The 25,393-nt window shown below is 67.7% G+C and carries 23 protein-coding genes; 15 read left to right on the top strand and 8 right to left on the bottom strand.

Annotated features, from left to right (window positions below; translation table 11 throughout):
- Positions 1-10: 10 nt before the first annotated feature.
- The 6 genes from OOK40_RS34685 to OOK40_RS34660 all read left to right on the top strand — a co-directional run bounded on the left by OOK40_RS34685 (position 11) and on the right by OOK40_RS34660 (position 7,996).
- Complete coding sequence (locus tag OOK40_RS34685) at positions 11-685, top strand: hypothetical protein (RefSeq protein ID WP_266489658.1); 675 nt, start codon at positions 11-13, stop codon at positions 683-685.
- A gap of 65 nt (positions 686-750) precedes the next feature.
- Positions 751-1,257 carry an SseB family protein gene (locus OOK40_RS34680; protein WP_266489656.1) on the top strand — a complete coding sequence of 169 codons (507 nt, stop codon included), beginning with the start codon at positions 751-753 and terminating at the stop codon, positions 1,255-1,257.
- Positions 1,254-1,901, top strand: a complete 648-nt coding sequence (locus OOK40_RS34675) for a hypothetical protein (protein ID WP_266489653.1) — start codon at positions 1,254-1,256, stop codon at positions 1,899-1,901. The genes OOK40_RS34680 and OOK40_RS34675 overlap by 4 nt, the downstream gene beginning before the upstream one ends.
- Positions 1,901-6,556 (top strand): putative T7SS-secreted protein, encoded by a 4,656-nt coding sequence (locus OOK40_RS34670; protein WP_266489651.1) that lies wholly within the window; start codon positions 1,901-1,903, stop codon positions 6,554-6,556. The genes OOK40_RS34675 and OOK40_RS34670 overlap by 1 nt, the downstream gene beginning before the upstream one ends.
- 65 nt (positions 6,557-6,621) lie before the next feature.
- Positions 6,622-7,035, top strand: a complete 414-nt coding sequence (locus OOK40_RS34665; RefSeq protein WP_266489649.1) for a contact-dependent growth inhibition system immunity protein — start codon at positions 6,622-6,624, stop codon at positions 7,033-7,035.
- A 700-nt stretch (positions 7,036-7,735) separates the two neighbouring features.
- The gene (locus OOK40_RS34660) at positions 7,736-7,996 is read left to right on the top strand and encodes a hypothetical protein (RefSeq protein ID WP_266489648.1); all 261 of its coding nucleotides are present in this window, start codon (positions 7,736-7,738) and stop codon (positions 7,994-7,996) included.
- 355 nt (positions 7,997-8,351) lie between these two features.
- On the opposite strand, the gene OOK40_RS34655 is transcribed toward OOK40_RS34660, so the two are convergent.
- The 4 genes from OOK40_RS34655 to OOK40_RS34640 form a co-directional block, all read right to left on the bottom strand.
- The gene (locus OOK40_RS34655; protein WP_266489646.1) at positions 8,352-8,696 is read right to left on the bottom strand and encodes a hypothetical protein; all 345 of its coding nucleotides are present in this window, start codon (positions 8,694-8,696) and stop codon (positions 8,352-8,354) included.
- Positions 8,697-9,300: 604 nt separating this feature from the next.
- Complete coding sequence (locus OOK40_RS34650) at positions 9,301-9,648, bottom strand: hypothetical protein (protein WP_266489643.1); 348 nt, start codon at positions 9,646-9,648, stop codon at positions 9,301-9,303.
- A gap of 76 nt (positions 9,649-9,724) precedes the next feature.
- Positions 9,725-10,312, bottom strand: a complete 588-nt coding sequence (locus OOK40_RS34645) for a Uma2 family endonuclease (protein WP_266489641.1) — start codon at positions 10,310-10,312, stop codon at positions 9,725-9,727.
- 50 nt (positions 10,313-10,362) lie between these two features.
- Positions 10,363-11,226 (bottom strand): hypothetical protein, encoded by an 864-nt coding sequence (locus OOK40_RS34640; protein ID WP_266489639.1) that lies wholly within the window; start codon positions 11,224-11,226, stop codon positions 10,363-10,365.
- A 782-nt stretch (positions 11,227-12,008) separates the two neighbouring features.
- On the opposite strand from OOK40_RS34640, the gene OOK40_RS34635 reads away from it, so the two are divergent.
- Complete coding sequence (locus tag OOK40_RS34635; protein ID WP_266489637.1) at positions 12,009-12,536, top strand: hypothetical protein; 528 nt, start codon at positions 12,009-12,011, stop codon at positions 12,534-12,536.
- A gap of 6 nt (positions 12,537-12,542) precedes the next feature.
- On the opposite strand, the gene OOK40_RS34630 is transcribed toward OOK40_RS34635, so the two are convergent.
- Positions 12,543-12,959, bottom strand: coding sequence for an ATP-binding protein (locus OOK40_RS34630; RefSeq protein WP_266489636.1), 417 nt, complete (start codon positions 12,957-12,959; stop codon positions 12,543-12,545).
- A 124-nt stretch (positions 12,960-13,083) separates the two neighbouring features.
- Here OOK40_RS34630 and OOK40_RS34625 point away from each other — a divergent pair, with 124 nt between their 5' ends.
- The 3 genes from OOK40_RS34625 (at position 13,084) to OOK40_RS34615 (ending at position 15,247) form a co-directional block, all read left to right on the top strand.
- A complete protein-coding gene (locus OOK40_RS34625; RefSeq protein WP_266489634.1) occupies positions 13,084-13,938 on the top strand; it encodes a helix-turn-helix transcriptional regulator in 855 nt (284 codons plus the stop codon).
- Positions 13,935-14,129 carry a DUF397 domain-containing protein gene (locus OOK40_RS34620; RefSeq protein ID WP_266489631.1) on the top strand — a complete coding sequence of 65 codons (195 nt, stop codon included), beginning with the start codon at positions 13,935-13,937 and terminating at the stop codon, positions 14,127-14,129. The genes OOK40_RS34625 and OOK40_RS34620 overlap by 4 nt, the downstream gene beginning before the upstream one ends.
- A gap of 287 nt (positions 14,130-14,416) precedes the next feature.
- A complete protein-coding gene (locus OOK40_RS34615) occupies positions 14,417-15,247 on the top strand; it encodes a hypothetical protein (RefSeq protein ID WP_266489629.1) in 831 nt (276 codons plus the stop codon).
- Between the two features lie 89 nt (positions 15,248-15,336).
- Here the strand turns inward: OOK40_RS34615 and OOK40_RS34610 are convergent, their stop codons facing one another.
- Positions 15,337-16,161 (bottom strand): LLM class F420-dependent oxidoreductase, encoded by an 825-nt coding sequence (locus OOK40_RS34610; RefSeq protein WP_266489626.1) that lies wholly within the window; start codon positions 16,159-16,161, stop codon positions 15,337-15,339.
- 95 nt (positions 16,162-16,256) lie between these two features.
- Between OOK40_RS34610 and OOK40_RS34605 the strand changes: the two genes are divergently transcribed.
- From OOK40_RS34605 to OOK40_RS34585, 5 genes are all read left to right on the top strand, one after another.
- The gene (locus OOK40_RS34605; RefSeq protein ID WP_266489624.1) at positions 16,257-16,583 is read left to right on the top strand and encodes a hypothetical protein; all 327 of its coding nucleotides are present in this window, start codon (positions 16,257-16,259) and stop codon (positions 16,581-16,583) included.
- Positions 16,584-16,770: 187 nt separating this feature from the next.
- Complete coding sequence (locus OOK40_RS34600) at positions 16,771-18,024, top strand: CdaR family transcriptional regulator (protein ID WP_266489623.1); 1,254 nt, start codon at positions 16,771-16,773, stop codon at positions 18,022-18,024.
- A 155-nt stretch (positions 18,025-18,179) separates the two neighbouring features.
- Positions 18,180-18,452 carry a hypothetical protein gene (locus OOK40_RS34595; RefSeq protein WP_266489621.1) on the top strand — a complete coding sequence of 91 codons (273 nt, stop codon included), beginning with the start codon at positions 18,180-18,182 and terminating at the stop codon, positions 18,450-18,452.
- Positions 18,452-20,056, top strand: coding sequence for a cation acetate symporter (locus OOK40_RS34590; RefSeq protein WP_266489619.1), 1,605 nt, complete (start codon positions 18,452-18,454; stop codon positions 20,054-20,056). The genes OOK40_RS34595 and OOK40_RS34590 overlap by 1 nt, the downstream gene beginning before the upstream one ends.
- A 154-nt stretch (positions 20,057-20,210) precedes the next feature.
- A complete protein-coding gene (locus OOK40_RS34585; RefSeq protein ID WP_266489616.1) occupies positions 20,211-21,746 on the top strand; it encodes a CehA/McbA family metallohydrolase in 1,536 nt (511 codons plus the stop codon).
- A 98-nt stretch (positions 21,747-21,844) separates the two neighbouring features.
- Here the strand turns inward: OOK40_RS34585 and OOK40_RS34580 are convergent, their stop codons facing one another.
- On the bottom strand, positions 21,845-23,296 hold the full coding sequence (locus tag OOK40_RS34580; protein WP_266489615.1) for an aldehyde dehydrogenase family protein: 1,452 nt from the start codon (positions 23,294-23,296) through the stop codon (positions 21,845-21,847).
- Complete coding sequence (locus tag OOK40_RS34575; protein ID WP_266489613.1) at positions 23,293-25,032, bottom strand: amidohydrolase family protein; 1,740 nt, start codon at positions 25,030-25,032, stop codon at positions 23,293-23,295. The genes OOK40_RS34580 and OOK40_RS34575 overlap by 4 nt, the downstream gene beginning before the upstream one ends.
- Positions 25,033-25,393 lie beyond the last annotated feature (361 nt).

Below are 25,393 nucleotides of genomic sequence, written 5' to 3'. Positions count from 1 at the left end.
GTCAGGCCCCATGAACGAACTGTCCGACCTCACCGAATCCCCGGCCATGCCGGTTGTCCGCAGGGCGCTGGGCGTGGCCTGGTGGATCCTCATCGCGGCGATTGTGACGCCGGTGCTTCTCATTGCCGGCCTGTTCGTCACGTACCAGGTGGAGCAGGCGACGCCGGAGGACTACCCCCGCGCCACTCCCGAGGCCATGGGCGACCGGGCGGCGCGTCTGTCTCAAGAGGCGTACGAGGTGCTGGGCTTCGACCGTGCCGTGCCGCCGGGAGTGGTGGAGCCGGGGGTGGGCACGGAGAACTCCTTCTCCACGGCTGACTGCTACCCGGGTGGCTTGGAGGGCATGGCCGACGAGCCGGTGGCCGGCGCGTACCGGCTGTCGCACAACTGGGAACTGGGCCAGGTGCCGGAGCGGGAGGCGGTGCCGGGCCTCCGGCGGCTGCATGACCATCTGAGGGAGACGGGCTGGGACATCACGGAGTACCGGGAGCTCGCGTCCGGCGGGGATTGGTGGCTGAGGGCGAAGCGGGACGCGGAGGACGGCGGAGAGGAAAGGCTCGCGTTCAGCTGGAGAGCGAAGACGCAGAGGTTCAAGGGGGGCAGCACGGTGCCGTGCGCGCACGACCCGGCCGGGGAGAAGGACGGCGGCTCGGTGGAGAAAGTACAGCCGCCGGAGCTTCATTGAGTGCGCGGATACGTTCCCAAATGACCACTTAACGGCGTTGCTTGTGAGAATCGGATCGTGTCAGCATGGCGCGTGTGACCAATGACGGGGGCGGCATGTCTGAGCCGGAGCGGCGTTCGCGGCTGGCTGATCTGGCTGACTCAACGACGATTCCAGTGGCGGCGGCTGCGGGGCCTGCGAAGGCAGCACCTGAGACCTCTGCGGACGAACAACTCGCCGCAGCTCGCCGTGAGTTTGCGGTGTTGCTGGGGGAATTCCGGCGCACGGCGGTACTTGTGCCGTTCGACGCGTACGGCAGCCTGTGGACGGCCGACCAGGGCGGAGTCCGGTGGATCTGCGCGTTCTCGGACGAGGAGGCGCTGGCACGGTTCGCACGGGCACAGGGCGACGCCGACCGCGAGTGGACGTATCAGACGATCCTGGGCGCGCGCCTGCTGGACGTGATGGTGCCGATGCTGCCGGGACCCGCAGGCGTGGCGCTCGACGCCGGCAGCGACGAAGGCATGTTGTTCCCGCCAGTCCAGGGCATCGTGCCGGACGCGGTGGCGGTTGATCTCGGGGGGACGGAATGACCGGAAGCGATCCTGATCTTGCGGCGCCGCCAGTGGCCTTGGCCGCCATTGCGATGGGCATCAACTTGGCTCATGCCGAGTTGAAGGAGCTCGGCATGATCGGCGAGGCGTCGACCGGGCGGGGCTTCTCGGATCTGGCCCTGTCGGGACTGGAGTTGGGGCACGGCGGACTGGCGGCGGAGTTCCAGACGTTCTGTGACCGCTGGGAGTGGGGCGTTCGGGCGCTGACCAACCGAGGGAACGGCTTTGCGCAGGGTGTGGGTCTGTCGGCCGGTGCGATCGCCGAGCAGGAGCAGTACGTCAAGGACTCGATCAAGATCGGGGTGAACTCCGTCAACGGAAACCCGCACTTGAGCGAGGACGAGGTCAAGGGCATGAGCTGGGACAAGATCAGCACCCAGACGCCGCTCGACGGAGCGGACTGGAGCGCCAAGTCCTTCTCCGACGCCCAGAAAGAGGTCAACCAGACCTGGAAGAACACCGGATACGACGTCATGGACGCGCAGATGGACTCGATGGAGCGCTCGGGAATCATCGACCCGAAGGTGCGCGAGAAGATGGACGAGCAGCTGCGCGAGACGTTCGATCCGGATCAAGCGACGATCGATCAGGCTGAACAGCCGCGGTGGGGGGAGCACCGCTGATGCCGGACTGGGGAGGATGGGTCGACAAGGGCATCGATCTTGTCGACAAGGGGGTCGACAAGGCCAAGGAGAAGGTCGGCGAGGGCGTCGACTGGGCAACGGACCAGGTCGGCGACGGCCTGGACAAGGTCGGCGCGCATGAGTGGGCTGATGCCGTCGAGGACTGGGGCGACGAGACCGCCTCAAGCCTCGGCGCGGAAGTCGGTGAGCAGCAGCTCGGCCAGACCGAGGAAGCGAATGAGCTGATCCACGGCAACCCCGGGAAAATCGCCGAGACGGTGAAGAACCTGCGGGACTTCCAGATGGCGTTCGGCCTGGTCGGCGCAGGGATGAAGAGGCTCGACTCCAGCCAGTGGAAGGGAGAGGCGGCCGAGGCGTTCCGCAAGAAGTTCCAGACGCTGCCCACCGACTGGCTTCACGCCACGGACGCGTTTGATGATGCCGCGAAGGCGCTGGAGACGTACTCCAAGTCGATCACCAGTGCGCAGGGCAAGGCGAAGGAAGCGATCGCCCTGTACAAGGAGGGCGACGAGTCCTCCAAGACGGCGGTGGACGCGTACAACAAGAAGGTCGACGCGTACAACGCCGCCCGCAATGGCGACAACCCGCTGCCCAAGCCCGGTGAATTCTCCGACCCCGGCACGGCCAAGCGGGAGCGCGCACAGGAGATCCTCAAAGATGCGCGCAGCCACCGCAACGAAGCCGCGGAGATCGCCAAGAAGGCGGTCACGGCCGCGATGGCCCACGCCCCGAAGGAACCCACCGGCCGCGAGAAGCTCAAGCTCGAGGGGTTGGACTACGCCCTGGGCCAGAGCATCGAACTGGCCCATTTCGGTGGCGGAATCGTCAAGGGCACGGCGGGAGTGGTCAACTTCGTCCGCTCGGTCAACCCGATCGACGCGTACAACCTGACCCACCCGGCCGAGTACTGGAAGGGCCTCAACATGACGCTCGCCGGGCTGGCGTCCACCGTGGCCAACCCGGACCGTGCGCTGAAGAACGCGTGGGACGCGGCGAAGGGCGACCCGGCCGAGTTCTTGGGCCGCCTCGTCCCCGAACTCCTCGGCACCAAAGGCACGGGGGGCCTCAAGGGGCTGCTGCGCTCCGGCGCAAAGGACCTTGCCGAACACCCGAAGGGCAAGGGCCGCCACGGTCACGACAAGGACCCCGACGACACCGGTCGAAAGTGCACCGAGAAGACCTGCAAGAAGGACCCGGTCGACGTCGCGACAGGCCGGATGGTCCTTCCGCAGACAGACATCGCCCTGCCCGCCTCGCTTCCGCTGCTGTTCCAGCGCACCTTCGAATCCTCGTACCGCGCCGGCGGCTGGTTCGGCCCGACCTGGGCGAGCACGGCGGATCAGCGTCTGGAGATCGACTCCGAGGGTGTGGTCTTCATCTGTGAGGACGGCAGCATGCTGGCGTATCCGCACCCGGCGCCCGGTGTCCCGGTCATGCCCACGCACGGCCGCCGCTGGCCCCTGGACTGCGACACCGCCGGGGACTACACGGTCACGGACCCCGACACCGGCCAGGTCTGGCACTTCGCCACACGAAGCGCTGAACTTGCCCTGCTCGTCCAGGTAGACGACCGCAACGGCCGCTGGATCACCTTCGAGTACGACGAGACCGACGCCCCGGTCGCGATCGTGCACCACGGCGGCTACCACCTGAAGCTCACCACCGACGATGGCCGCATCACGGCCCTCCACCTGGCTTCGGCGGCTACCGACGGCACCGACCAAGAAATCCTGCGCTACGGCTACGCCGACGGCCATTTGACCGAGGTCACCAACTCCTCCGGCTGCCCACTGCGCTTCGGCTACGACGGGCACGGCCGCATCACGTCCTGGACCGACACGAACGGCAGCCACTTCGACTACGTCTACGACGACCGCGACCGCTGCACCGCCCAGTCCGGGGCCAACGGGCACCTCGAATCCCGCTTCACCTGGGACGACACCGACCCTAGCAGCGGCCTCCGCATCACCTCGGTTACTGACGGGCTCGGTCACACCGAGCGCTTCCTCATCAACGACCGGGCTCAGATCGTCGCCGAGATCGACGCGACAGGGGCAGTGACGCGCTTCGAGCGCGACCGCTACAACCGGGTGCTGTCGGTGACCAACCCGCTCGGCCACATCAGCCGTTCCACGTACGACGAGTCGGGCCGCCTGATTACGGTGGTTCGCCCGGACGGACGGGCGCTGAACGCCGATTACAACGAGCTTGGACTGCCGGTACGCGTTCAGGGCGCAGACGGGACGGTCACGCGCCAGACGTACGACGAGCGTGGCAACTGCACGTCGGTCACCGATGTTGCGGGTGCTACGACGCAATTCTCGTACGACGAGGCAGGACACCTCACGTCGGTGACGGACGCGCTTGGCCACAGCAGTGTCGTGCGGCGCGACAGGGCGGGGCTCCCAGTCGAAGTCACCGACTCGCTGGGTGCGACCACCCGGTACGAACGCGACGCCTTCGGCCGACCAGTGACCGTCACCGATCCCCTCGGCGGGATCACCCGCATTGAGTGGACCTTGGAGGGCAAGATCAGCCGGCGCATCGAGCCGGACGGCAGTGAGCAATCCTGGGCCTATGACGGTGAAGGCAATTGTCTTTCACATACCGATGCTGTGGGCGGGATCTCCACTTTCGAGTACGCGGACTTCGACCTGATGGTGGGCCACATCGGGCCCGACGGCGTGCGATACAGGTTCAGCCACGACTCTAGTCTCCGGCTGACCCGAGTAACGAGTCCGCAGGGGCTGACCTGGGACTACGAATACGACGCAGCTGGCCGCCTCATATCGGAGACCGACTTCGACAGTCGCAGGCTCACTTACACGTACGACAAAGCGAGCCGCTTGACCTCCCAGACGAACGGGCTCGGCCAGACTGTACGGTTCGAACACAACGAACTCGGCCAGGTACTCCGCAAGGATGCGGAGGGCGCCGTGACAAGCTTCGAGTATGACATCTTCGACGAACTCGCGTCGGCCAGCGGTCCGGACGCGACACTGGTCCGGCTGCGTGACCGGTTCGGACGCCTGAAGTCAGAGACGGTGAACGGTCGCAAGCTCACGTTCAACTACGATGCCGTTGGCCGCCGAACAGCCAGGACGACACCGAGCGGGGCCATCAGTTCATGGACGTACGATGCGGCGGGCAACCGCACTCAGATCACGACTTCGGGTCGCACACTTACCTTCGAACACGACGCTGCAGGCAGGGAGTTGGCTCGCTTCATCGGCGAGTCTGTCACGCTTCGTCACGCGTTCGACGCCACGGGCCGACTGGTTGATCAGCACGTCATCGGCCATGGACGCGAACTTCAGCGCCGCTCCTACACCTATCGGGCGGACGGCCACCTGGTCGGCATCGACGACCAGCTCTCGGGGCCTAAAAGCTTCGACCTCGATGTGACCGGACGGGTCACGGCCGTCCACGCGGCGAACTGGACGGAGCGGTACTCGTACGATGCGGCGGGCAACCAGACAGAGGCATCGTGGCCTGCTTCGCATCCGAGCCAGGAGGCAACAGGTGCGCGCGCCTACACGGGCACCCGCATCACCCGCGCCGGAGACGTCCGCTACGAACACGATGCGCAAGGCCGGATCGTTCTGCGCCAAAAGATCCGCCTTTCACGCAAGCCGGACACCTGGCGATACCAATGGGACGCGGAAGACCGACTCGCCTCGGTAATTGCCCCGGACGGCGCGATTTGGCGCTATCTCTACGACGCATTGGGCCGACGCATCGCAAAGCAACGCCTCGCCAATGACGGCCAGTCCGTGCTGGAGCATGTCTTCTTCAGTTGGGACGGCGCAACCCTCTGCGAACAGACCTCCGAGGGCGTGACATTGCCAAACACGGTTACGCTGACCTGGGACTACGACGGTCTGCGTCCTCTCGCCCAGACAGAACGCATCCTCACGGCGGACGCCCCGCAGCAGGCCATCGATGAGCGCTTCTTCTCGATCGTCACCGACCTGGTTGGAACCCCGAGTGAGCTCATCGACGAGTCGGGCGCCCTTGCTTGGCACACGCGCAGCACACTCTGGGGAACGACGACGTGGGCAACCACGAGCACGACGTACATCCCACTCCGCTTCCCTGGCCAGTATTTCGATCCAGAAACTGGCCTCCACTACAATTATTTCCGCCACTACGACCCAGAGACCGCCCGTTACCTGTCCGCTGACCCACTGGGCTTGATTCCGGGGCCGAACCCCGCTGCATACGTCCACAACCCTCATACATGGTTCGACCCATTGGGACTCTCGCCTTGCCGCGAGTTGGGATTGAGCGACTCAGCCCAAAAGGCGATTGACAAACTTGAAAACATTAAGCGAGACCCAGTTGGCGATATCAACTCGCAGCCCAATCACAACCACTACGATGCTGCTCGCCGGGAGGCGAATGGCGAAGTGGTCGCCAGGAAGCCAGACGGCACTCCGTTCGATCATATTTCCGACCTAAAACAGGCACGGAACGGGCTGGACAAGGTGCGAAGAGTACTTGAGTCGGAAATGAGGAGCCTTCCAGACTCACTCACAGAGCGCGGCCTTGACGTGCTCCTGAATAAGCATAAGGAAACCACTCAAATACTGGACAGGCTAAATGGATTCCTTCATTCAATTGGGCACGGGTGATTCCATCGGCACGCCTGATGGAAAGCCTTCCACCGCTCCATACACCCGATCTGCGAGAGACTCCCATGAATCACATCGACCGCGAACGCTCTTTGGAAGGGCTCGAAGGTCATAGGTGGCCAGATCCGCCACCCGATGCAACCGGGCTGGTGAAGGCCGTGCACGAGTTGCGGAAACGCCCTATCGGGAGCCTGACAGCCGATGAGCTAAGACGTCTTATCGGCCAGGACGTTGGGTTGCCATGGCTCCTACCGCTGGCACTGGAGATTCTGCGCAACACCGCACCCGACCAATCGAGAGGAGGCTTCTACGACGACGATCTACTGTCCGCAGTCCTGACTCGGCGCTCGGCGGCGTGGCATGCCACGCCGGAGCTGGCCCGTGAGCTGAAGGACATTTTGAGGATACTCAAGGACCTCTCGCCATACATCGAGTCAGAAGCTGAGGAGTTCCTGAGTTCACTCCCAGAAGACCTCTAATTGTTTCCAGTCGCGAACCCATTCGGGACAGCAAACCCTCCATGTCTCATGGCAGGGCCAGTTCCGGCCAGACCGTCTTGCCGACGACACGGTCCGCCGTGCCACTTCAGGCGAGCGCGTCGACCAAGAGCAGGCCGCGGCCCGTCTCCGCGTCGGGGGTTGTCCTTAGGCCGAGCTCCCCTACTAGTTCACGGAAAATGACACATGCCTCTGCGCGCCAACCAGTTGATGGACCTTGTTCGCCAAGTCACTGACAGGGATCCTCGACAGCGCAAGCTCTGCGCGGACAGAGTTCCGGACTGGCTCGGCAGTTACTCCTCAACGGACGCGAAACTCCTGGTCGGTGCACTGTCAATCTCTGCAGCATGCGAGTCCGACATCGCTGCTCTGGAGTCACAACTAAATGCACTGCTGGAACTTGGTGCAGGCGGATTTACCGATGCCGAGAGTCTCGGGCACCTCCGGGAGATCGACCTCAGTACGCTGCCAACCGGCCTCAGAGATTATATGAATGACCTACTAGAGACCGCTTAAGGATTGCCAGCGCCCGCCGGCGACCTGAGTGAGCAGCCGCTCGGGCGCAGCCTGGTCGACAACGTCGGCCGAAGGGGCGCGTGGTGATGCTTCGGTACGAGCAACTGGACAGGTTCAACGAGCTGGCCCGACATAGACCTTGGGTCCGAAGGCATGGAGATCCCTGATGGCGCGGCTGGTGAATCACCAGGAAGTCGACGTGACGATCACGGCCGTCGCCCCCGTCGGATCACGAGTCGACGCGGACGGCATCATTGGCTTCATCGACCAGGTCAAACATCCCTCCCGGTGGTCCGCGGATGTAGCACCTCCACAGGTCGGCGATCGCCTGCACGCGGTTGTCCTGGACGACTCCAGAACCCCTCCCCGGCTCAGTGCACTTCAGAAGGACATCGACATCGCGCGGGAGCTGCGCAAGCGCGTGTGACAGCTTTGGCGGGTTCCATCGACCAGAAAGCGGCAGCCATCTTCCGTGGCGGAGAAGTGGTCAGCAGAGGCAGTTCGGTCCAACCGTCTTGTGGCGACGCGGCCGAACAGCGTCCGGGAGCCTGTTATCCGCCGGCCGTGGGTTCGATTCCCACCGCCCCACCGTCTGTTCCCGAGCCATCGCCCGGCGCGGGACCCGGCACGGCACTTGCCTGAGCGCCTACAAGTTGGTGATCGAGAGGGCTTCGCCTGGCTGCATTGCTTCCCGGCGCCGACGCCCGCCGGGACGACGTTGCGACATGTACGAAGCGTTCCTTCAACGGGCCTGCTGCCTCATCACCCACCGACAACTCAGTTCACTGAGCCAGCCGTTGTCGGTCGGAGTCAGCCATGAAGCCGCGATCGTGAATCACGGGAAACGTTTGTTGCGTGGTGACAACCCAGGCATCGACCCGATCATGGGAGGTCCTGATGGCGCTGATCAGCTCTTCGACAACGTCCAGCTTCGGCTTGCGGACGTTCACCCTGAGCTGCTCAACCGACACCTCCTGGTACGGCATGCCCAGCTGCCACCAAAAACGCATGAGATAGCGGCACTCTTGCGGCTCCCGGTCGTCTGCGAGCCGATCATGGATTATTGCCCGGACACGTCGCCGCTGAGCGTCGTCACGAAAGCCCTCACTGAGGTCCGTCAAGGTCACGGTCGGACACTACCAACCACGTTCATCAGGTATCGATCGGTCAGCGACCAACGGATGCGTGGATGGGGCAGGCGCTGCCTCGCCTGCTGACGCGGTCGGGGAGATGCCGGGCAGCTGATTCCGTCAAGGGGTGTAAGTCGGCTCATGGCAGCGGCAATTCCGCCCAGATGGTCTTGCCGACGACGCGGTCCTTCGTACCCCAGGACGTGGCCAGCGCCTCCACCAGCAGGAGCCCCCGGCCCGACTCTGCATCCCGGGTCGGGGGCAGCGCTCGGGCTCGCGGTCGCCTCGGGCGTCCGAGCCTCGACGCGGAGCCTCATCGGCCAGAGCGTGAGACGTAGTTCGACGTCACGGCCCTGGACGGGCGTAGCTGGCTGCGTTGGCTATCAGCTCGGAGGCGATCAGTGTCGCCGAGTCGGTGCAGCCGGTTGAGCGGAATGAAAACGCTCTTCCAGTACGTGATGCCCCGGGGCCGCCCGGCATCGCGACGCACACAGATCGACGAGGTTGCCCCCGCGCGCCTGCAACCGCGCGGCAGATCCGGCGACATCCAGCCCCCGTCCCTGGCTCGCTTGCGGGCGCGGCGCATGGCGTTCTCGGCGGATCAGGCCATGGCGAGGATCGCCGTCGCAGTGACGAGCTGCAGCGCGAGCTGGGTGAGGACGAGCGACTTCCGCACGGGCCGCGCCCAACCAGCCGTCGGGTACACGATCAGCGCCGCGACTCCCGCTGCTGCGCTTCCCCAGAACGCGTACCCTGCCACGCTACCCAGCGTGTTGTAGCTCGCTCCGCACCCCTCCCCGTAAGTCAGACAGCGTCCGAAGCGTTCGGACATCAGGAGGGGGAGCCACGCGAGAATCGCGGTCGGGAGCAGCGTCACCAGCCCGAGGTAGGCCGGACGGCGCCATTGCCGGTCGCTGGTCCGGGCGGGGATGGCTGGAGCTTCATTCATGCTCCCCAGTTCGCCACAGGCTGCGCCGCCGAAGATCCGTCCAGCTACTCATCCGCGTACTCAACTCGCTTCCCCATCACTCGGTGTAGTCCTTGAGCCTCTGCGTCTCCAGAGTGATCCCGACAGGGTCGGGGAGCTCAACAACGGCGCCGAAGGGGCGCGTGGTGATGCTTCGGTACGAGCCGCCCTCGGGTTCGGCATGGACGGTGACCGAGCAGGCGTCACGGTCGACGAGGAGGTAGACCGGGATACCTGCCGCCGCGTAGCCGTCCGGCTTCTCGACGCGGTCGCGCTGGTCGGTGTCGGGGTCGTGCGAGGTGACCTCGACGGTCATCAGCACGCCACCCGGCTCGGCCCACTCGCCCTGCGGGACGAAGTGGTCGATGGGCGCGAGAGCGCCGTCCGGACGGGCCCGCCCTCTGCGGTACGTCTCGACCTTCAGGCCTTGCTCGGGGTAGAGGCGATGATCAGGGAGGTGCTGCATGCACTGTTCGAGGAGCCACATCATGATGGCTCCGTGGACACCGTCCGGCACGGGCTTGACCTGGACCTTTCCCTGGATGAACTCCAGCCGCACCATCTCTGGCGAACGGCGGGCGAGTTCCTCGAACTCTTCGACCGACATCTGGGGCCGGGACGGCCGGGGGGTGGTCCTGGGGGTCATGGCGTCGCCTCCTCCCCTCCATGGTGCCCTGACCGGCGCCTCCTGCACGCTCATCCGCGACTCCTCGGCGGCAGTCCGGCCGCGACACGCGCGGCGTCGGCGTGCGCAGCCACGTCCGCCGGACGGGGGCCGGGGCGGAACTTGGCCGGGATGTCGTCCTCGTCCTCGCTGCGACATGCCTCGCACATGCCGTTGATCAGCGGCTCGTCTTCCTCGGTCGTTTCACAGAACGTGCAGATCATGACGCTGTGCAGCACGGTCTCGGGCTCACGGGCAGGCTTGGGCGGCATCTTGTCCTCCAGTCGTCGTTTCGCGATCCCTGCCGGGTTGTGGATCGCATCGGGCAGTCCGTCAGTGAGGGCACGGATCAGGTGCTGCACGCTCGCGCCGTACGTCAGCCAGGTCGCGGCGAGAGGTTCCAGCCGCTCGCAGTCGGCGGCAGAGAGGGTCATCCGAGGGTTGGTACGGCCGAGGGCGGCAAGGGTCCGGTAGGCAGTGGTGCGCTCCCGTGCGGGCTCGGCGGCTGCCGGCTGGTCGTCAGGGGTACCGCCCGGGGCGTCGAGCATCACGCCTCGTACGCTCCGGCAGAACTTTTGCCACCAGTCGGCACTGCGGGCGGTACGCGACCAGTACGTACGCGTCACCCAGCGCTCCCCGTCGTCGCGGACCACCTTCTCCTTGATCCGGCGCAGATGGCCCGCGTTCGTGAGCGCCTTGAGCGCACTGCGGATCGCCGCCTGGCCGTAGCCGGCGATGTGTTTGGCAAGAGTCTTGTGGTCCATCGCCGCGCCTTCGGGGAGGCGATCGATGAAGACGGCGACGGCCGCTTCCCGCTCAGGCAGGTGCGCGAAGTCGCCGCTGCGGGAGGGGGATTGATCGGGTGCGGGGCGCTTGCCGTAGCCGGGGCTGGCCATGGGGTGAGCGGGCGCGGGCAGGGCACAGCTAGAGTTGATGTAAGCCACGAGATCGGTCCTAGTTCGATCTTGGAGGTCAGACCCCGGCCGGTGCTCGAACACCGGTCGGGGTTGTTTGTTGCTATGAACGCTAGAGGCATATGACAGCGCGTGGCAACTTGAACACCGAAAGTCAACACCGGTGGCCATCAGGGGCGTTGGGGAGGGTGGGTGGGTTCAATCCACCAACCATTCCTCACAAACAGGGCTCGGAGCTCGGAGCCTGGAGTTCAAGGGCCTTTTGAGTAGCGGATGAGTATCCGCGCGGATCTTCCGGGCGCCGACCATGGCCTACTGGCGGCATGCACGACGTTTCCCTCCCACCGCACTTGGCTGACGTCCGGCGATCGCGGCTGCAAGCCCGGGCGGGGCTTGTGGGCCTCGTCCCCGCCAATGTCATTGCCTGCGTCCTCATGCTCGAGCGCTGCACCAAGGGAGGCTGCACCGGCCTCCATTACTCCCTCGACATCGCCTGGTGGGCCTTCTTGGCCAGTGCAGCGTCCGGCTCGGTCGCCGCGTTCTCGCCCCAGCGGCCGAGTTGGAGCCGAAGCTTGCGCCCGCTACTGACCTGGGTACATCTGATGACGCTGACGATCTCGGTCGGGGGAATCCTGGCGTGGGGAAAATAGTCTTGTGTCAGATTGTCTCCGCACGTAGACCACTCCGGCCACGAGCGGCTGCTCTCCACTCGCTGGGGCTGCCCTGCGAGAATCAACCTACGGGCGCTCACGACGGGGCCTTCGATGCGCTGGAGAGAGCTGATCGTGAAGGCGATTCCATTCCTTGTCTCTTTCATCACCACGGGGCGGCTGCACGGGCTGAGGGTCGGATCGACCCTCGGCCAAGTCGACGAAGCGATCCACTGCAAGTTCATCGACGATGCCTGTCGGTCTGGTCTCTCGCTGCGGCGGGACTATGGATTCTTTGAGTTCTCCTTCAACCCGGGCCCTGAGTGGGTGATGGCCAACTGTTCAATCCAATTGCACAGACTGGCGTCAGGCGGCTCCATGCCAAGAGAGTGGCGCAAGAGCATGCAGGTCGACTTTCCGCAGTACCTCGCCTGGGAGGAACTGCGGGACGCGCTCTCGCAAGTCCCGGGGCTTCCTTCCATGCGGGTCACCGACCAGGGTGGGTTCCTTGAGTACCGCGCAGCCACAGCGAACGTGAATGTGTCCGTCATTGTGAACGACGACCACGAAGCGCGCGGGCGGTCGCTGGGACACGGAGATGTGTGGAGCATCAGCATGTGGGCCGCCGCTCCGACGCGGTAAGTCGGCTCATGGCAACGGCAGTTCCGCCCAGACCGTCTTGCCGACGACGCGGTCGGCCGTGCCCCAGTTCGTGGCCAGCGCGTCGACCAGGAGCAGGCCGCGGCCCGTCTCCTCGTCTGGGGTTGGCGGCCTCGGGATCGGTTCGCGGTCGCCTCGGGCGTCCGAGACCTCGATGCGGAGCGTCAGCGGCCAGAGCGTGAGGCGCAGTTCGAAGTCGCGGCCCGGGACACGGGCGTGGGTGACCGCGTTTGCTGTCAGCTCGGCGACGATCAGTGCGGCCGAGTCGGAGAGATCGCTGCCGTAGGGGATGCCCCAGCCGTCGAGTTGGTGGACCGCGAGGTGGCGGGCCACGCGGGCGCCCCGGCGGGTGGCGCTGAGGCGTTGCGTGAACTCAGCCGTGGGGGTGGCGATTTCGGATTTCATGTCACCGAGCGTGACCGGTTCCCCGTACCCTGACCAGGAGGTTGATCGCGACTCTGAGTAACTGTACGGGTACGGACGGCGGGCTGTACGGAACGTCGGTCGTGACCCGAGAAGGCGGTACGGCATGGCGGAAGAACGGCCGGAGCGGCCGGCCGAAGTGGATGGGACGGCGCATCTCTTCAGCGCTCTGGGTAAGCAGATCAAGGTGCTGCGGGAGAACGCGTCGATGAGCCAGCGCGAGCTCGGGGTTGCCGCCCATTGCGGGGAGGATCTGATCTCCGCGATGGAGCGGGGCGTGCGGACGCCGCAGCCCGACTTCCTGGTGCGGGCCGATGAGTTGCTGTCGGCCGGGGGTGTGCTCAAGGCGGCGGTCGAGGACGTACGGGAGGCCCAGGCGAAGGCGCGGACCCGGCATCCGGACTGGTTCCGGGACTACGCCCGGGCGGAGGCGGAGGCCGTCGCGCTGCACGACTACAGCAACCAGGCCGTGCCTGGGCTGCTTCAGACCGAGGAGTACGCGCGAGCCATCTTCACGCAGCGGCGGCCGCTGCTTGACGAAGAGACCATCGAAAAGCGCGTGGCCGACCGGCTTGCTCGGCAGCAGATCTTCGAACGATGGCCCGCACCGACCTTCAGCTTCGTGTTGGAGGAGGCCGTGCTGAAGCGGCCGATCGGTGGACGCACCGTTCATGAGAATCAGTTGCGTCGACTGCTGCGCGTCGGGCGGTTGCGGACCGTTGAGCTTCAGGTGATGCCTTTGGATCGCGAGGAACACCCGAGCCTGGATGGCGCGTTCATCCTGCTGACGCCCAAGGGGCGGCAACAGGTCGCGTATACAGAGATCTACGGACACCCCCGGCTGATCACCGATCCGGAAGAGGTCCGCGTCTTCACCGAGCGCTATGGGATCATCCGGGCGCAGGCTCTCACCCCACGGGAGTCGCTGTCCCTGGTCGAGAAGATGCTGGGAGAACAATGAACACCACTGAGCTCAACTGGTACAAGAGCAGCTACAGCAGCGGCGAAGGCGGCGCGTGCGTCGAGGTCGCCGCCACCCCCGCCACCATCCGCATCCGGGACTCCAAGGTCACCGACGGCCCCCACCTCGCCGTCACCCCCGCCACCTGGTCCGCCTTCCTGGCGCACCCCGCGCTGCTCCCTCTGGATTAGCCCGCACGCGTGTCTCCCCCGTGACGCCCCCGCGCCTGGACAGGCTCGGGTGCCATGAAGACGCCACGGATCATCCTGCTCGCTGCCGTTTCCGCAGCCGCCCTCGTTCCGGCCTACGGGCATCCGCGTGCCGGGGCGCCGACGGTTCAGGCACCGGGGGGCTCCACGTCCTGTGGGTACGCGTCCAGCACCCGCAGCGCCTCCGGCATCCCCGTCGGCGGGAGCTGCAACACGACCCCCTCCGGGGCGACGGACGACCGCTACCGTAGGTCACATATCGTTTAGCCATGACCATGCCACCTCCCCACCAGTCCCCCGGTCCGTACGGACCTCCGCAGCCCAACCCCTACGCCCAGCAGCCCTATCAGCACCCGCCCTACCCACAGCAGGGATACCCGGGGCAGCAGGGTTACCCGGGGCAGTCGGCGCCGGGCGGGTGGGGACATCCGCCGGCGGGGCCGCCGCAGCGCAAGAATCACACCTGGCTGATCGTCGGTATCACTCTCGGGGCGATGGCCCTGCTTTTCGCCCTTTCCTACATCGGCAACCTGGGCAGCGACTCCGAGCGCCCCGCCAAGACGTTTCCCGAGGCCACGTACCGGCTCACGGTCCCGAAGACCCTCCTGGCCAACGAGTACAAACTGGTCAAGGACGGGTCGGCGGATGCCGACGCCGATGCTCAGAAGAAGGGTTACGGAGCCGGTCCGGACGCCCACAATGTGAAGGCGGTCATCGGCTCTTACACCGGTACCGCCACCGACGCCCCGCGCGGCCTCGTACTCACAGGCATGTACGGGCAGTTCAACGATCCGGCCCAGCCGCGCGAGAGTCTGCTCGACGGCATGAGAAAAGCCGACGGGATGGACGAACCCAACCCGCGGAAGACCATCACGCCGCCCGGTTCGGATGTCGACATGACCTGCACGGTCATGCTTTCCACGGACAAGGACGGGACTTCCACCGTCCCGGTGTGCGCCTGGGGCGACGACAACACGGCGGCCTACGTCGCCTTCCTCACCCCGGCCGCTGCCAAGCAGGACCCCGACACCGTCGACCTCAACGCGACCGCGCAGCGGACTCTGAAGGTGCGCGGCGAAGTACGGCAGCCCATCGGTTGACCGCCCAGGGCGGGGCCCGTCCCGGTCCGCCTCCGCTTCCCGGGAGGTGCAGCCGCGGGCCAGGACGCCCTACGTATAGCCCCCGGGGGCTATACGTACTGCCCGAACTCGTCCAGCACCCGAAGTACCTCCGCCTCCCCCGCCGGTGGCAACTGCAGCACGACCTCCTCCACGCCCAGTTCCGCGTAGTGCGCCAGCTTCCCCGGCGTCGGCAGGACCGCGTACGGGATCACCTGCAGCTTCTCCGGGTCCCGGCCCGCAGCCGACCACACGTCCCGCAGTACCGGGAGCGACTGGGACAGGCCCCGGCCGCCGATCGGGAGCCAGCCGTCCGCGTAGTCCGCGATGTGCGCGAAGAGTTTCGGGCCCGCCGCTCCGCCGATGAGGGTGCGCGGGCCGCTCAACGGCTTGGGGTAGGCGTACGAAGCCCGTACGGAGCCGAACTCGCCCTTGTACGGGGTCGGTTCGGCCGCCCACAGCGCGCGCATCAGTGCCATCCGGTCCTGGGTCAGTTCGCGGCGCGTCGTCCATTCCACGCCGTGGTCCGCGGCCTCTTCCCGGTTCCAGCCGAAGCCGAGGCCCAGCGTGAAGCGGCCGCCCGACAGGTGGTCGAGGGTGGCGATCTGCTTGGCCAGGTCGATCGGGTCGTGCTGGGCGACGAGCGTGATGCCCGTGCCGAGGCCGAGCTGCGAGGTGACCGCCGCCGCCTGGCCGAGGGCCACGAACGGGTCGAGCGTGCGGCCGTACTCGGGTGGCAGTTCGCCGCCCGCGGGGTACGGGGTCGTGCGTTCCACCGGGATATGGGTGTGCTCCGGCAGATAGAGCCCACCGAATCCGCGCTCCTCCAGCTCGCGCGCCAGCCGTACCGGCGTGATCGTCTCGTCCGTGAGGAAGATCGTGGTCGAGATCCGCATACGGAACCTTCCGTGTCGTCTCTGGTGACCGTCCAAACGTATGCCGTACGGTGCCCCATGCCGAGAGCCCGGCATCAACGGGGAGGATCCACATCATGATGCGCCTGCGCGTCGCCACCACCGCACTTGTGCTGTCCGGAGCATTGCTGGCCGGTGCACCCGCCGCCTCGGCGGCGTACGCACCCACCGCGGCCGTCGCCCAGCAGATCACCTCAGCGGCACCCGAAGCCGGTGCGGCGGTGGCAAAGACGTCGACCACGAGCACGGTCAGCACCGTCAGCAAGGACCGCAAGAAGAGCAAGAAGAAGAAAAAGAAGAAGAGCGGCCTCTCGGCCGGCCTGGTCATCGGCCTGATCATCGGCATCGCGGTGCTCGTCCTCGTCGCGATGCTGCTCATGCGGCGGAATCGCACCAGCGACTAGCGACCAGGGACCAGCGACTCACGGGGCCTGCCCGGACCACCGTCCGGGCAGGCCCCGTCGCACGGAATCATCACGATTTGGCCTAATCCTCGTCCTGCGCTGACCAACCGCTTAGCATGATGCCTTCCTGTACGGGTGGCGCCGGCGTCCGACGCCGGCGGTTGATCTCCGCGCTGCTGGAGGGCCCATGCACACCAGTCCCGTCTCCGTTCTCTCCGTCCCCGGTCTCGCGGACACGTCGCCTCTCGAACTCTTCGACCACGCCTGCCGGAGCCTGCTCGGGCGCGGCACGGAATTCACCGACACCGTGGTCGACAAGATCCGCACCGAGGTGCCGTACTACGCCGACCCCGTACTCGCGCCCCCCGACGTGCGCATGTGCGTGGACACCGGCATCCGCCACGCGCTGGAAGCCACGCTGGATCCGGGCAGGATCTCCGACATCGAGCGGTTCACGAGAGAGCTCGGCATACGACGCGCCGAACAGGGCCGCCCCCTCGACGAGGTGCTGCACGCCTACCGGGTCGCCGGCTCCGGCGTCTGGAGCGGGATCGTCGGCGTGGTGGAGCGGGACGAAATCGGCGACGCGCGGCAGTTGGTGCATGTGGCCGAGCTGGTGTGGAAGAGCAACGACCGCGACGCCGTCATGGTCGCGGACGCCTACCGCCAGGTCGCCAAGGGCTTCGCCAGCCGGCACGGGGAACGAGTCCGCCTGATCCTCGCCGCGCTGCTGGAGAGCCGCAACGAACCCGCGTTCACCGGGGACGCGGCGGGGATCCTCGATCTGCCGCTCGACGGACGGTTCGCGGTGGCGGTGGTGCGAGCCACACCGCCGTACGGCCGCACCCCGGAAGGCGTCCCGGAGATCCGCGGCGTCCGGATCCTGCGCCACACCTGCGCGCAGGGCGATGTGCTCGTCGCCCACCTGGGCGATAGCCCCCTGGACACGCTCGTGTCCGGGCTGGAGGCCGGTCCGGGGCTCCGTATCGGGATCAGCCCCGTCGTCCAGGGACTGGACGGCCTGCCCCGAGCGCGTGACATGGCCGGACTCGCCCTCGGCACCTGCCGCAGCGACGGCGAGATCGCCCGGCTCGACGCCCGGCTCCCCGACGGGCTGCTGATCTCGCGGCCCGACCTGTCCGCCGAACTGGCCCACATGGTGCTGCGGCCCCTGTACGACCTGGAACCCGCCGACCGCGACACGCTGTTCGACACCCTCCGTGTCTGGATCGAGAACGGCGGCTCCGCCGCGCAGGCCGCCCGGCACATGTACTGCCATCGCAACACCGTGCTCAACCGCCTGCGCCGTTTCGAGCAGCTCACCGGCCTGGTGCTGTCCCGCCCGCGCGATCTGGTGCAGCTCACCCTCGCGCTCGACGCCCACCGCCTGTTCGGACCGGCTTCCGCGCTCGGCGCGGGCTTCGAGGGAATGGGCGTGTGAATGGGCATCAGCACACTGATCTCGTAGCGGCATTGGGAGTGGTGAACGGCGCGTGTCCAGCGTGTCGACGCGCCGTTTCACGCGTGCTCTGGTGAGCCCCCCAGCACAGGGAACTGCCCACACAGGGAACTGCCCACGCCTGCCAGGAGATCGCCATGGCATACGAGCACGCCCACCACCTGCATCAGCGGCCACGGCCGCCACGCCCAGGCAGGTCCTTCGCCCTGGTCAACGGACTGACCCTCGGCGTACATCTGGTGCTCGCCTGCTCCGCCGCCGACTTCCTCGACAACCGCGTCTGGGGCGAGATCAACGTCGGCGTGCTGGCACTGCTCCTCCAGGGTTCCCTCCTGATGTGGACGGCGGCGCGATACGACCGCCGCAAGGACGAACGCGCCGCGCACGAGCGTGACGCGGAGCAGTACTGATGAGCCGCGACATCGTGACGGCCGCGTCCGGCCTCCTGGACACCGACACACGCGCCCTGGTCCTCGCGGGCTTCCTGACCTTCATCGTCCCCATCCTGTTCATCTGCGTTCTCAGCGGCCCTGAGAGAGACCGGGTCAACGAGTTCTACACAGCCGGCCGCAGAATGCGTCCGTTCCGCGGGGCTCTCGTCCTGTCCGGCGTGTACCTGTCCGCGGCGACGGTGCTCGGCACCACGGGAAGCGTCGCTGTCTTCGGCTACGACGGCCTGTTCATCGCCCTGTGCACGGTGCTGTCACTCGGAGTACTCCTGCTGCTCGCCACTCCCCTGCGCGAGCGCGTCGGCTACACCCTGGGAGACACCTTCGCCCTGCGGACCCCGGGGCCCGCCGTGAGGATCGCGGCCGCCGTCGTGACCCTGAGCGCATGCGTGCCCTATCTGGTCGTACAGCTCTCCGGTGCGGGAGTGACCACCACGACGCTGCTGGGACTGTCCGGTCCGGGTGCCGAACAGACAGCAATCGTCATGATCGGCCTCCTGGTCGTCTGCGCCACGGTGTTCGGCGGCATGCGCGGCACCGTCGTGATTCAGGTCATCAAGACGGTGGTGCTGCTCGGCGCGGCCCTCGCTGCGACCGCCGTACTGCTCCACCGCTTTCACTGGAACACCGACTCGCTGATCGATGCCGCCGGACGGGGCAGCGGCCGTCCCGACGGCCATATGCGTCCCGGCCTGCGGTTCGCGGGCAGCAGCGACCCGGAAGCCACCCTCGACTTCATCGGCCTGATGATCACCATCGTGCTGGGAGTGGCGTGCCTGCCCCATGTGGCCCTGCAGCTCAACACCGCTCCCGACGCGGCCACCGCGCGCCGCACGGTGCGCCACACCATCGTCATCGTCGGCGCTTTCTGCCTCATGCTGGCGCTGATGGGCCTTGCGGCCGCCGCACTGATCGGCGCCCCGGCGATCATGGCCGCGGATCCCGGGGGCAACAGCACCCTGCTGCTGCTCACCAGCGAGCTGGCGGGCGGCCCGTCCACCGACGCGGACGGAGCAATTCTCGTCGTACTGGTTTCCTCCGCCGTGTTCCTCACCACGCTCGCCGTCGTCGCCAGCGTCACCCTGGCGGCCGCGGGCGCGGTCGCCCACGACCTGTACACACATGTCCTGCGCAAGGGACGCACGACCGAGGGCCGGGAGGTGGCCGCCGCACGCCTGGCATCCGCGGGCATCGGGCTGCTGAGCATCGCCCTGGCGGTCTGGGTCCAGGGATGGAACGTCCTGTTCCTGTCGGCCCTCTCCCTGGCGGTGGCGGCCTCCTGCCTGCTTCCTGCCCTGGTGTACTCCCTGTTCTGGAGCCGCTACACGCGAGGCGGCCTGCTCTGGACGCTGTACGGAGGCCTCTTCAGCGCGATCGGACTGCAGATCTCCGGCCCGGTCTTCAGCGGAAACCCCTTGGCGCTCTTCCCCGACTGGCACCTCAACTGGTTCCCGCTCCAGACAGTCGTCCTCGTGTCGATGCCCGTGGCCTTCCTTCTCGGCCTGGTGGGCAGCCTCGTGGGACAGCGGCGGGTGCGGCCGGTCATGGAGCGCGCCGGGGTATGAGTGCGACGGAGCGCTGCCGCAACGGCCGGAAACCCTCCCCGAAAGGCCCGCGCAACCCGCGAACCCCTTTCCCTTGCACGGCAGTTCACGGCTCAATACGAGGGTTTGAGTACACCACTCCTGTCCCCCTCACCCACCCCGGGGAGCCGACGGCATGTGCAACGACGGACACGCACAACACGCGATGGACAGACGAGGACTGCTCGTGACGGGAGCCGCTACGGCGCTTACGTTGGGCACTGTGAGCTTCGCGAACGCCGCACCCAACGACGGCGGGCCGACCGCGGCCGAACCGACCAAGGTCGTGCGCGGCACACTGCCGCCCGGCTCCCCCGACTTCGTCTATCTGCCGGTCGAGATCCCGAAGGGCGTACGCGAGATCCACGTCGCGTACACCTACGAGCGGCCCGTCGTCCCGCCCGGCACCCAGGGCAACGCGCTCGACATCGGCATCTTCGACGAGCGCGGCACCGAGCTGGGCGGCAAGGGCTTTCGGGGCTGGTCGGGCGGGGCGCGCACGGAGTTCTTCATCCGGGCGGACGAGGCGACGCCCGGCTACATCCCGGGCCCGGTGCGGGCGGGCACGTGGTACATCGCCCTGGGGCCGTACACGGTCGCGCCGCAGGGTCTCGCGTACGAAGTCTCCATCACGCTGCGGTTCGGCGAGCCCGGCACGACTCCCAGGCCGGTCTATCCGCCGGAGCGGGCCAAGGGGCGCGGCCGTGCCTGGTACCGGGGTGACTGCCATCTGCACTCCTGGTACTCGGACGGCAAGCGCACCCCCGCCGAGATCGCGGAGCTCGCGCGTGCCGCCGGGCTCGACTTCATCAACACCTCCGAGCACAACACGCACTCCTCGCACCCCCACTGGGCCGACCGGGCGGGCGACGACCTGCTGATCCTCACCGGCGAGGAGGTCACCACGCGCAACGGCCATCTGGTGGCGCTCGGCACCGATCCCGGGACCTTCGTCGACTGGCGCTACCGGGCCAAGGACAACCGTTTTGGCCATTACGCGCGCCAGATCAGGCGGGCGGGCGGCCTGGTCGTCCCGGCCCACCCGCACGCGACCTGCATCGGCTGCAACTGGAAGTTCGGGTTCAGCGAGGCGGACGCGGTGGAGGTGTGGAACGGCGCGTACACGCCCGACGACGAGGTCTCGCTCCAGGCCTGGGACAACACGCTGGTCGCGGCCGCTCGCTCCGGCCGGCGCTGGACGCCCGCGATGGGCAACAGCGACGCGCACCGCCCGCCGGACCCGGTCGGCACGCCGCAGACGGTGGTCCTCGCCGAGGCCCTGACGCGGGAAGCGATCCTGGACGGCATCCGCGCGGGGCGTTCGTACGTCGCCGAGTCGAAGGCGATCACGCTGTCCTTCTCGGCGGCGGGCGGCCGCGGGCAGCACGCGGACATCGGCGAACGGCTCCGGGTCGACGACGACACCCCGGTGACGGTACGGCTGGAGGTGACCGGCGCGCCGGGCTGCTCGGTGCGCTTCGTGACCGACCAGGGTGTGCTGCACACGGTGACGCTGCCACCGGAGGGAGCGGGCACGGTGGAGTGGCGGACGACGCCGGAGTACGCGACGTATGTGCGGGCGGAGGTCCGGCACGCGGTGGTGGTTCCGGGTCTGCCGGGGCCGCTGGCGGCGTTCACGAACCCGATCTTCCTCGGCGGCCTCGGCGGCTGAACTCCCGCGAGCGCGGGTGCGTGACCAGACCCGGCGTCCCCCGGCGCCGGGTCTGGGCCTCAACGAGCCATTCTCACCTGCCCGTTGGGGGCGCCGGTTCAGCCCGGCCACACCACCGCCTGCAGCTCGCTGTACGCGTGCAGCGCGTACGAGCCCACGTCCCGGCCCACGCCGCTCTTCTTGAACCCCCCGAACGGCGCCTCCATGTTCCGGCCGATCGTGTTCACGCCGACCCCGCCCGCCCGCAGCTCGCCGGCGACCCGGAAAGCCCGCGCCACGTCCCCCGACCAGACGTAGTCGACAAGGCCGTAGTCGCTGTCGTTCGCCAGCGCGACACCCTCGTCCTCGTCGTCGAAGGGGACCACGACCACCACCGGGCCGAAGATCTCCTCCCGCACCACTCTCATGTCGTTCGTGCAGTCCGCGAAAAGCGTCGGGGCGACATAGAAACCCTTCTCGAACGCGGGACGTTCGCCGCCCGCGACGAGCCGCGCGCCTTCCTTCCTGCCCAGTTCGATGTACGACTCGACCCGGTCGCGGTGCGCCGCCGAGATCACCGGGCCGACCACCGTGCCCTGTGCCGCCGGGTCGCCGACCTTCATGTACGTCAGACAGCCGGTCAGCTTCTCGACCAGGACGTCGTAGATCCCGCGCTGCGCGATCACCCGCGTCGGCGCCGTACAGATCTGGCCGCTGTAGAAGGAGAACGTCGTGCCGATGCCGATCACCGCCAAGTCCACGTCCGCGTCGTCGAAGACGAGCGCCGCGCCCTTGCCGCCCAGCTCCATCAGCTGGCGCTTCATACCGCGGCCGCAGACCTCGGCGATGCGCTGCCCGACGGCCGTCGAGCCGGTGAAGCTGACCATGTCGACGTCCGGGGAGTCGACCGCGGCCTCGCCGACGGCCGGTGCGGAGCCGGTCACCACGTTCACGATGCCGGGCGGTGCGCCCGCCTCCGCGAGGGCTTCGGCCATCTTGTAGACGGACAGGGGGTCCTGCGGGGCGGGCTTCACCACCACCGTGTTGCCCATGGAGAGCGCGGGCGCGACCTTGCCCGCCGGGTTGGCCCAGGGGTTGTTGTACGAGGTGATGCAGGTGACGACGCCGACCGGGCGGCGTACGGCGAGCGCCCCGAAGACGCCCGCCTTCCCCATCGGTCCGGCGGCGTTGATCTGCGGCGGCAGCCCCTGCTCCACCGGTTCCAGCGCGCCCTTCGCGTACCGCCTGAAGCGCGCCGCGCCCACCGCGACCTGCATACCGCGCGCGGTGGCGGTGGTCGCACCGCTCTCGGCCCGGGCGAGCGCCGCGTACGGTTCGGCCTCGCGCTGGATGACGTCGGCGGCCGCGTCCAGGATCCGGGCGCGCTCCTCCGGTTTGGTGCGCGACCAGGCGGTGAAGGCCTCGCGGGCGGCGGTGGCCGCGGCGTACACCTGCTCACGGCTCGCTTCGGGAGCCTGCCCGACGACTTCCTCGGTCGCCGGGTTGACGACGTCGTAGTACCCGCCGTCGGGCTCGACCCACTCCCCTCCTATGAACAGCCTCTGCGTCACTTCGTACTCACGGTCCTTGTGTCGCGGCCCGACCTGAGCACCGTGCCCGGCACCGCGCCCGTCACCTTGTCGTCCCGTATCGTCTCGACGCCGTTGACGCGCACCGACACGATGCCGATCGCGCGCGAGTCCAGTCGGGGGCTGTCGCCCGGCAGATCGTGCACGAGCGTGGCCGGGCCCGCCTCGATCCGCTCCGGGTCGAACAGCACGAGGTCCGCATGCCAGCCTTCCTGGACGCGGCCGCGTTCGCGCAGGCCGAAGAGCTGCGCCGGGTCGTCGGTCAGCATCTTCACGGCTTCCTCCAGGCCGAGCAGCCTGCGACCGCGCAGACAGTCACCGAGGAAGCGGGTGGTGTACGGGGCGCCGCACATCCGGTCCAGGTGCGCGCCCGCGTCGGAGCCGCCGAGCATGACGTCCTCGTGCTGCCAGGTCTGCTGGCGCAGCTCCCAGGAGGCGGGGTCGTTGTCGGTCGGCATGGGCCAAAGGACCGTACGCAACTGGTCGTTGGCGCAGATCTCTACGAGGCAGTGGAAGGGTTCCTGGCCGCGCTCGGCGGCGATGTCCTTCACGACGCGTCCGCGCAGGCCCTCGTTCTCCCTGGAGTACGTGTCGCCGATGACGTACCGCCCGAAGTTCGCCAGGCGCCGGAAGACACCGGCCTCCTTGCTGTCGGCCCGGCGCAGCATCTCCTCCCGTACGGCCCGGTCGCGCAGCTTCTCGATCCGCTCGGGGACGGGCAGGCCGAGGATCTCGCCCCAGCCGGGGATGAGGTTGAGCGCGCAGAAGGTGCCGAGCGACATGTTCATGGGGGTGAGGATCGGCATGGTCAGGGCGACGATGCGGCCGCCGGCCTTGCGGGCACGCTCGCTCGCTGTGAGCTGGCGCGGCACCCGCTCGGGCACGGACGCGTCGATGGTCAGGACGTTCCAGTTCAGCGGCCGTCCGGCGGCCGCGCTCATCTCGACGAAGAGGTCGATCTCCTCGTCGGCGAACTGGTCCAGGCAGCCCGCGACGATCGCTTCGAGCTGGGTGCCCTCGTGTTCGGCGACGGCCCGGGACAGCGCGAGGAGTTCCTCCGGCTTCGCGTGGCGGGAGGCGACCGGCTTGCCGTCACCGTCGGAATGGGTGGACGACTGGGTGGTGGACAGCCCCCACGCGCCCGCGTCCATCGCGTCGTGGAAGAGCCTGAGCATCTCGTCCAGCTGCTCGGGCGTGGGCTGCCCGCCGACCGCGTCGGGTCCCATGACATGCCTGCGCAGCGCGCAATGCCCCACCATGAAGCCCGCGTTGACGGCGATCCGGCCCTCCAGGGCGTCCAGATACTCGCCGAAGGTGTGCCAGTTCCAGGGCGCGCCCTCCTCCAGGGCGACCAGGGACATGCCCTCCACCTTGGACATCATGCGGCGCGTGTAGTCGGCGTCCTCGGGACGGTCGGGGTTCAGGGGCGCGAGTGTGAAGCCGCAGTTGCCGCCGGCGACGGTCGTCACACCGTGGTTCATGGAGGGGGTCGCGTACGGATCCCAGAACAGCTGCGCGTCGTAGTGCGTGTGCGGGTCGACGAACCCGGGGGTGAGGATGAGCCCGGACGCGTCCTCGCTCGTCGTGGCCGCCTCGTCGAGGGTCCCGGGGGCGGCGATGACGGCGATGCGTCCGTCCCGTATCCCGACGTCGGCGACGTACGCGGGCGCGCCCGTCCCGTCCACGACGGTCGCCGAGCGGATGAGGTGGTCGAGCATGACGGTCCCTTCAGCGCGGTGTTGGTCGTCCTGGTTGTCTTGGCCGTTGGCCGTCTTGGCCGTTTCATGGCTCCGGCCGGGGCGCGTGCGGCAGGCCGCTGCCGACGGACACCCGGCCGGAGCCCGGGGACGGCGGTCCGGGAGGCCGCCGCCGTTCTGTGGGGGCGGGAGGTTTTCCCCACCCCGCCCCTTCCCGTAACTGGGGGCAAGCCCCCAGACCCCCGACGGGGCTTCGCCCCGGACCCCGTATGCGACCTTCGGCCGCATGTCCTCAATCGCCGGACGGGCTGGATGTGCGGCAGGGCCGCACCTCCAGCCGCGCCGGCTTTGAGGCGTGGTCCCGCACGCACAATCCAGCCCC

It is taken from the genome of Streptomyces sp. NBC_01481 (genome assembly GCF_026339995.1).
In the GTDB taxonomy this organism is placed as follows: domain Bacteria; phylum Actinomycetota; class Actinomycetes; order Streptomycetales; family Streptomycetaceae; genus Streptomyces.
This window is presented reverse-complemented; position numbering and strand designations above follow the sequence as displayed.

Bases quoted from the DNA above. Each gene is read 5' to 3' on its own strand.
- OOK40_RS34685 (WP_266489658.1), top strand. From the start codon at position 11: ATGAACGAACTGTCCGACCTCACCGAATCCCCGGCCATGCCGGTTGTC.
- OOK40_RS34680 (WP_266489656.1), top strand. From the start codon at position 751: ATGGCGCGTGTGACCAATGACGGGGGCGGCATGTCTGAGCCGGAGCGG.
- OOK40_RS34675 (WP_266489653.1), top strand. From the start codon at position 1,254: ATGACCGGAAGCGATCCTGATCTTGCGGCGCCGCCAGTGGCCTTGGCC.
- OOK40_RS34670 (WP_266489651.1), top strand. From the start codon at position 1,901: ATGCCGGACTGGGGAGGATGGGTCGACAAGGGCATCGATCTTGTCGAC.
- OOK40_RS34665 (WP_266489649.1), top strand. From the start codon at position 6,622: ATGAATCACATCGACCGCGAACGCTCTTTGGAAGGGCTCGAAGGTCAT.
- OOK40_RS34660 (WP_266489648.1), top strand. From the start codon at position 7,736: ATGGCGCGGCTGGTGAATCACCAGGAAGTCGACGTGACGATCACGGCC.
- OOK40_RS34650 (WP_266489643.1), bottom strand. From the start codon at position 9,648: ATGAATGAAGCTCCAGCCATCCCCGCCCGGACCAGCGACCGGCAATGG.
- OOK40_RS34645 (WP_266489641.1), bottom strand. From the start codon at position 10,312: ATGACCCCCAGGACCACCCCCCGGCCGTCCCGGCCCCAGATGTCGGTC.
- OOK40_RS34640 (WP_266489639.1), bottom strand. From the start codon at position 11,226: ATGGCCAGCCCCGGCTACGGCAAGCGCCCCGCACCCGATCAATCCCCC.
- OOK40_RS34635 (WP_266489637.1), top strand. From the start codon at position 12,009: ATGCGCTGGAGAGAGCTGATCGTGAAGGCGATTCCATTCCTTGTCTCT.
- OOK40_RS34630 (WP_266489636.1), bottom strand. From the start codon at position 12,959: ATGAAATCCGAAATCGCCACCCCCACGGCTGAGTTCACGCAACGCCTC.
- OOK40_RS34625 (WP_266489634.1), top strand. From the start codon at position 13,084: ATGGCGGAAGAACGGCCGGAGCGGCCGGCCGAAGTGGATGGGACGGCG.
- OOK40_RS34620 (WP_266489631.1), top strand. From the start codon at position 13,935: ATGAACACCACTGAGCTCAACTGGTACAAGAGCAGCTACAGCAGCGGC.
- OOK40_RS34615 (WP_266489629.1), top strand. From the start codon at position 14,417: ATGACCATGCCACCTCCCCACCAGTCCCCCGGTCCGTACGGACCTCCG.
- OOK40_RS34610 (WP_266489626.1), bottom strand. From the start codon at position 16,161: ATGCGGATCTCGACCACGATCTTCCTCACGGACGAGACGATCACGCCG.
- OOK40_RS34605 (WP_266489624.1), top strand. From the start codon at position 16,257: ATGATGCGCCTGCGCGTCGCCACCACCGCACTTGTGCTGTCCGGAGCA.
- OOK40_RS34600 (WP_266489623.1), top strand. From the start codon at position 16,771: ATGCACACCAGTCCCGTCTCCGTTCTCTCCGTCCCCGGTCTCGCGGAC.
- OOK40_RS34595 (WP_266489621.1), top strand. From the start codon at position 18,180: ATGGCATACGAGCACGCCCACCACCTGCATCAGCGGCCACGGCCGCCA.
- OOK40_RS34590 (WP_266489619.1), top strand. From the start codon at position 18,452: ATGAGCCGCGACATCGTGACGGCCGCGTCCGGCCTCCTGGACACCGAC.
- OOK40_RS34585 (WP_266489616.1), top strand. From the start codon at position 20,211: ATGTGCAACGACGGACACGCACAACACGCGATGGACAGACGAGGACTG.
- OOK40_RS34575 (WP_266489613.1), bottom strand. From the start codon at position 25,032: ATGCTCGACCACCTCATCCGCTCGGCGACCGTCGTGGACGGGACGGGC.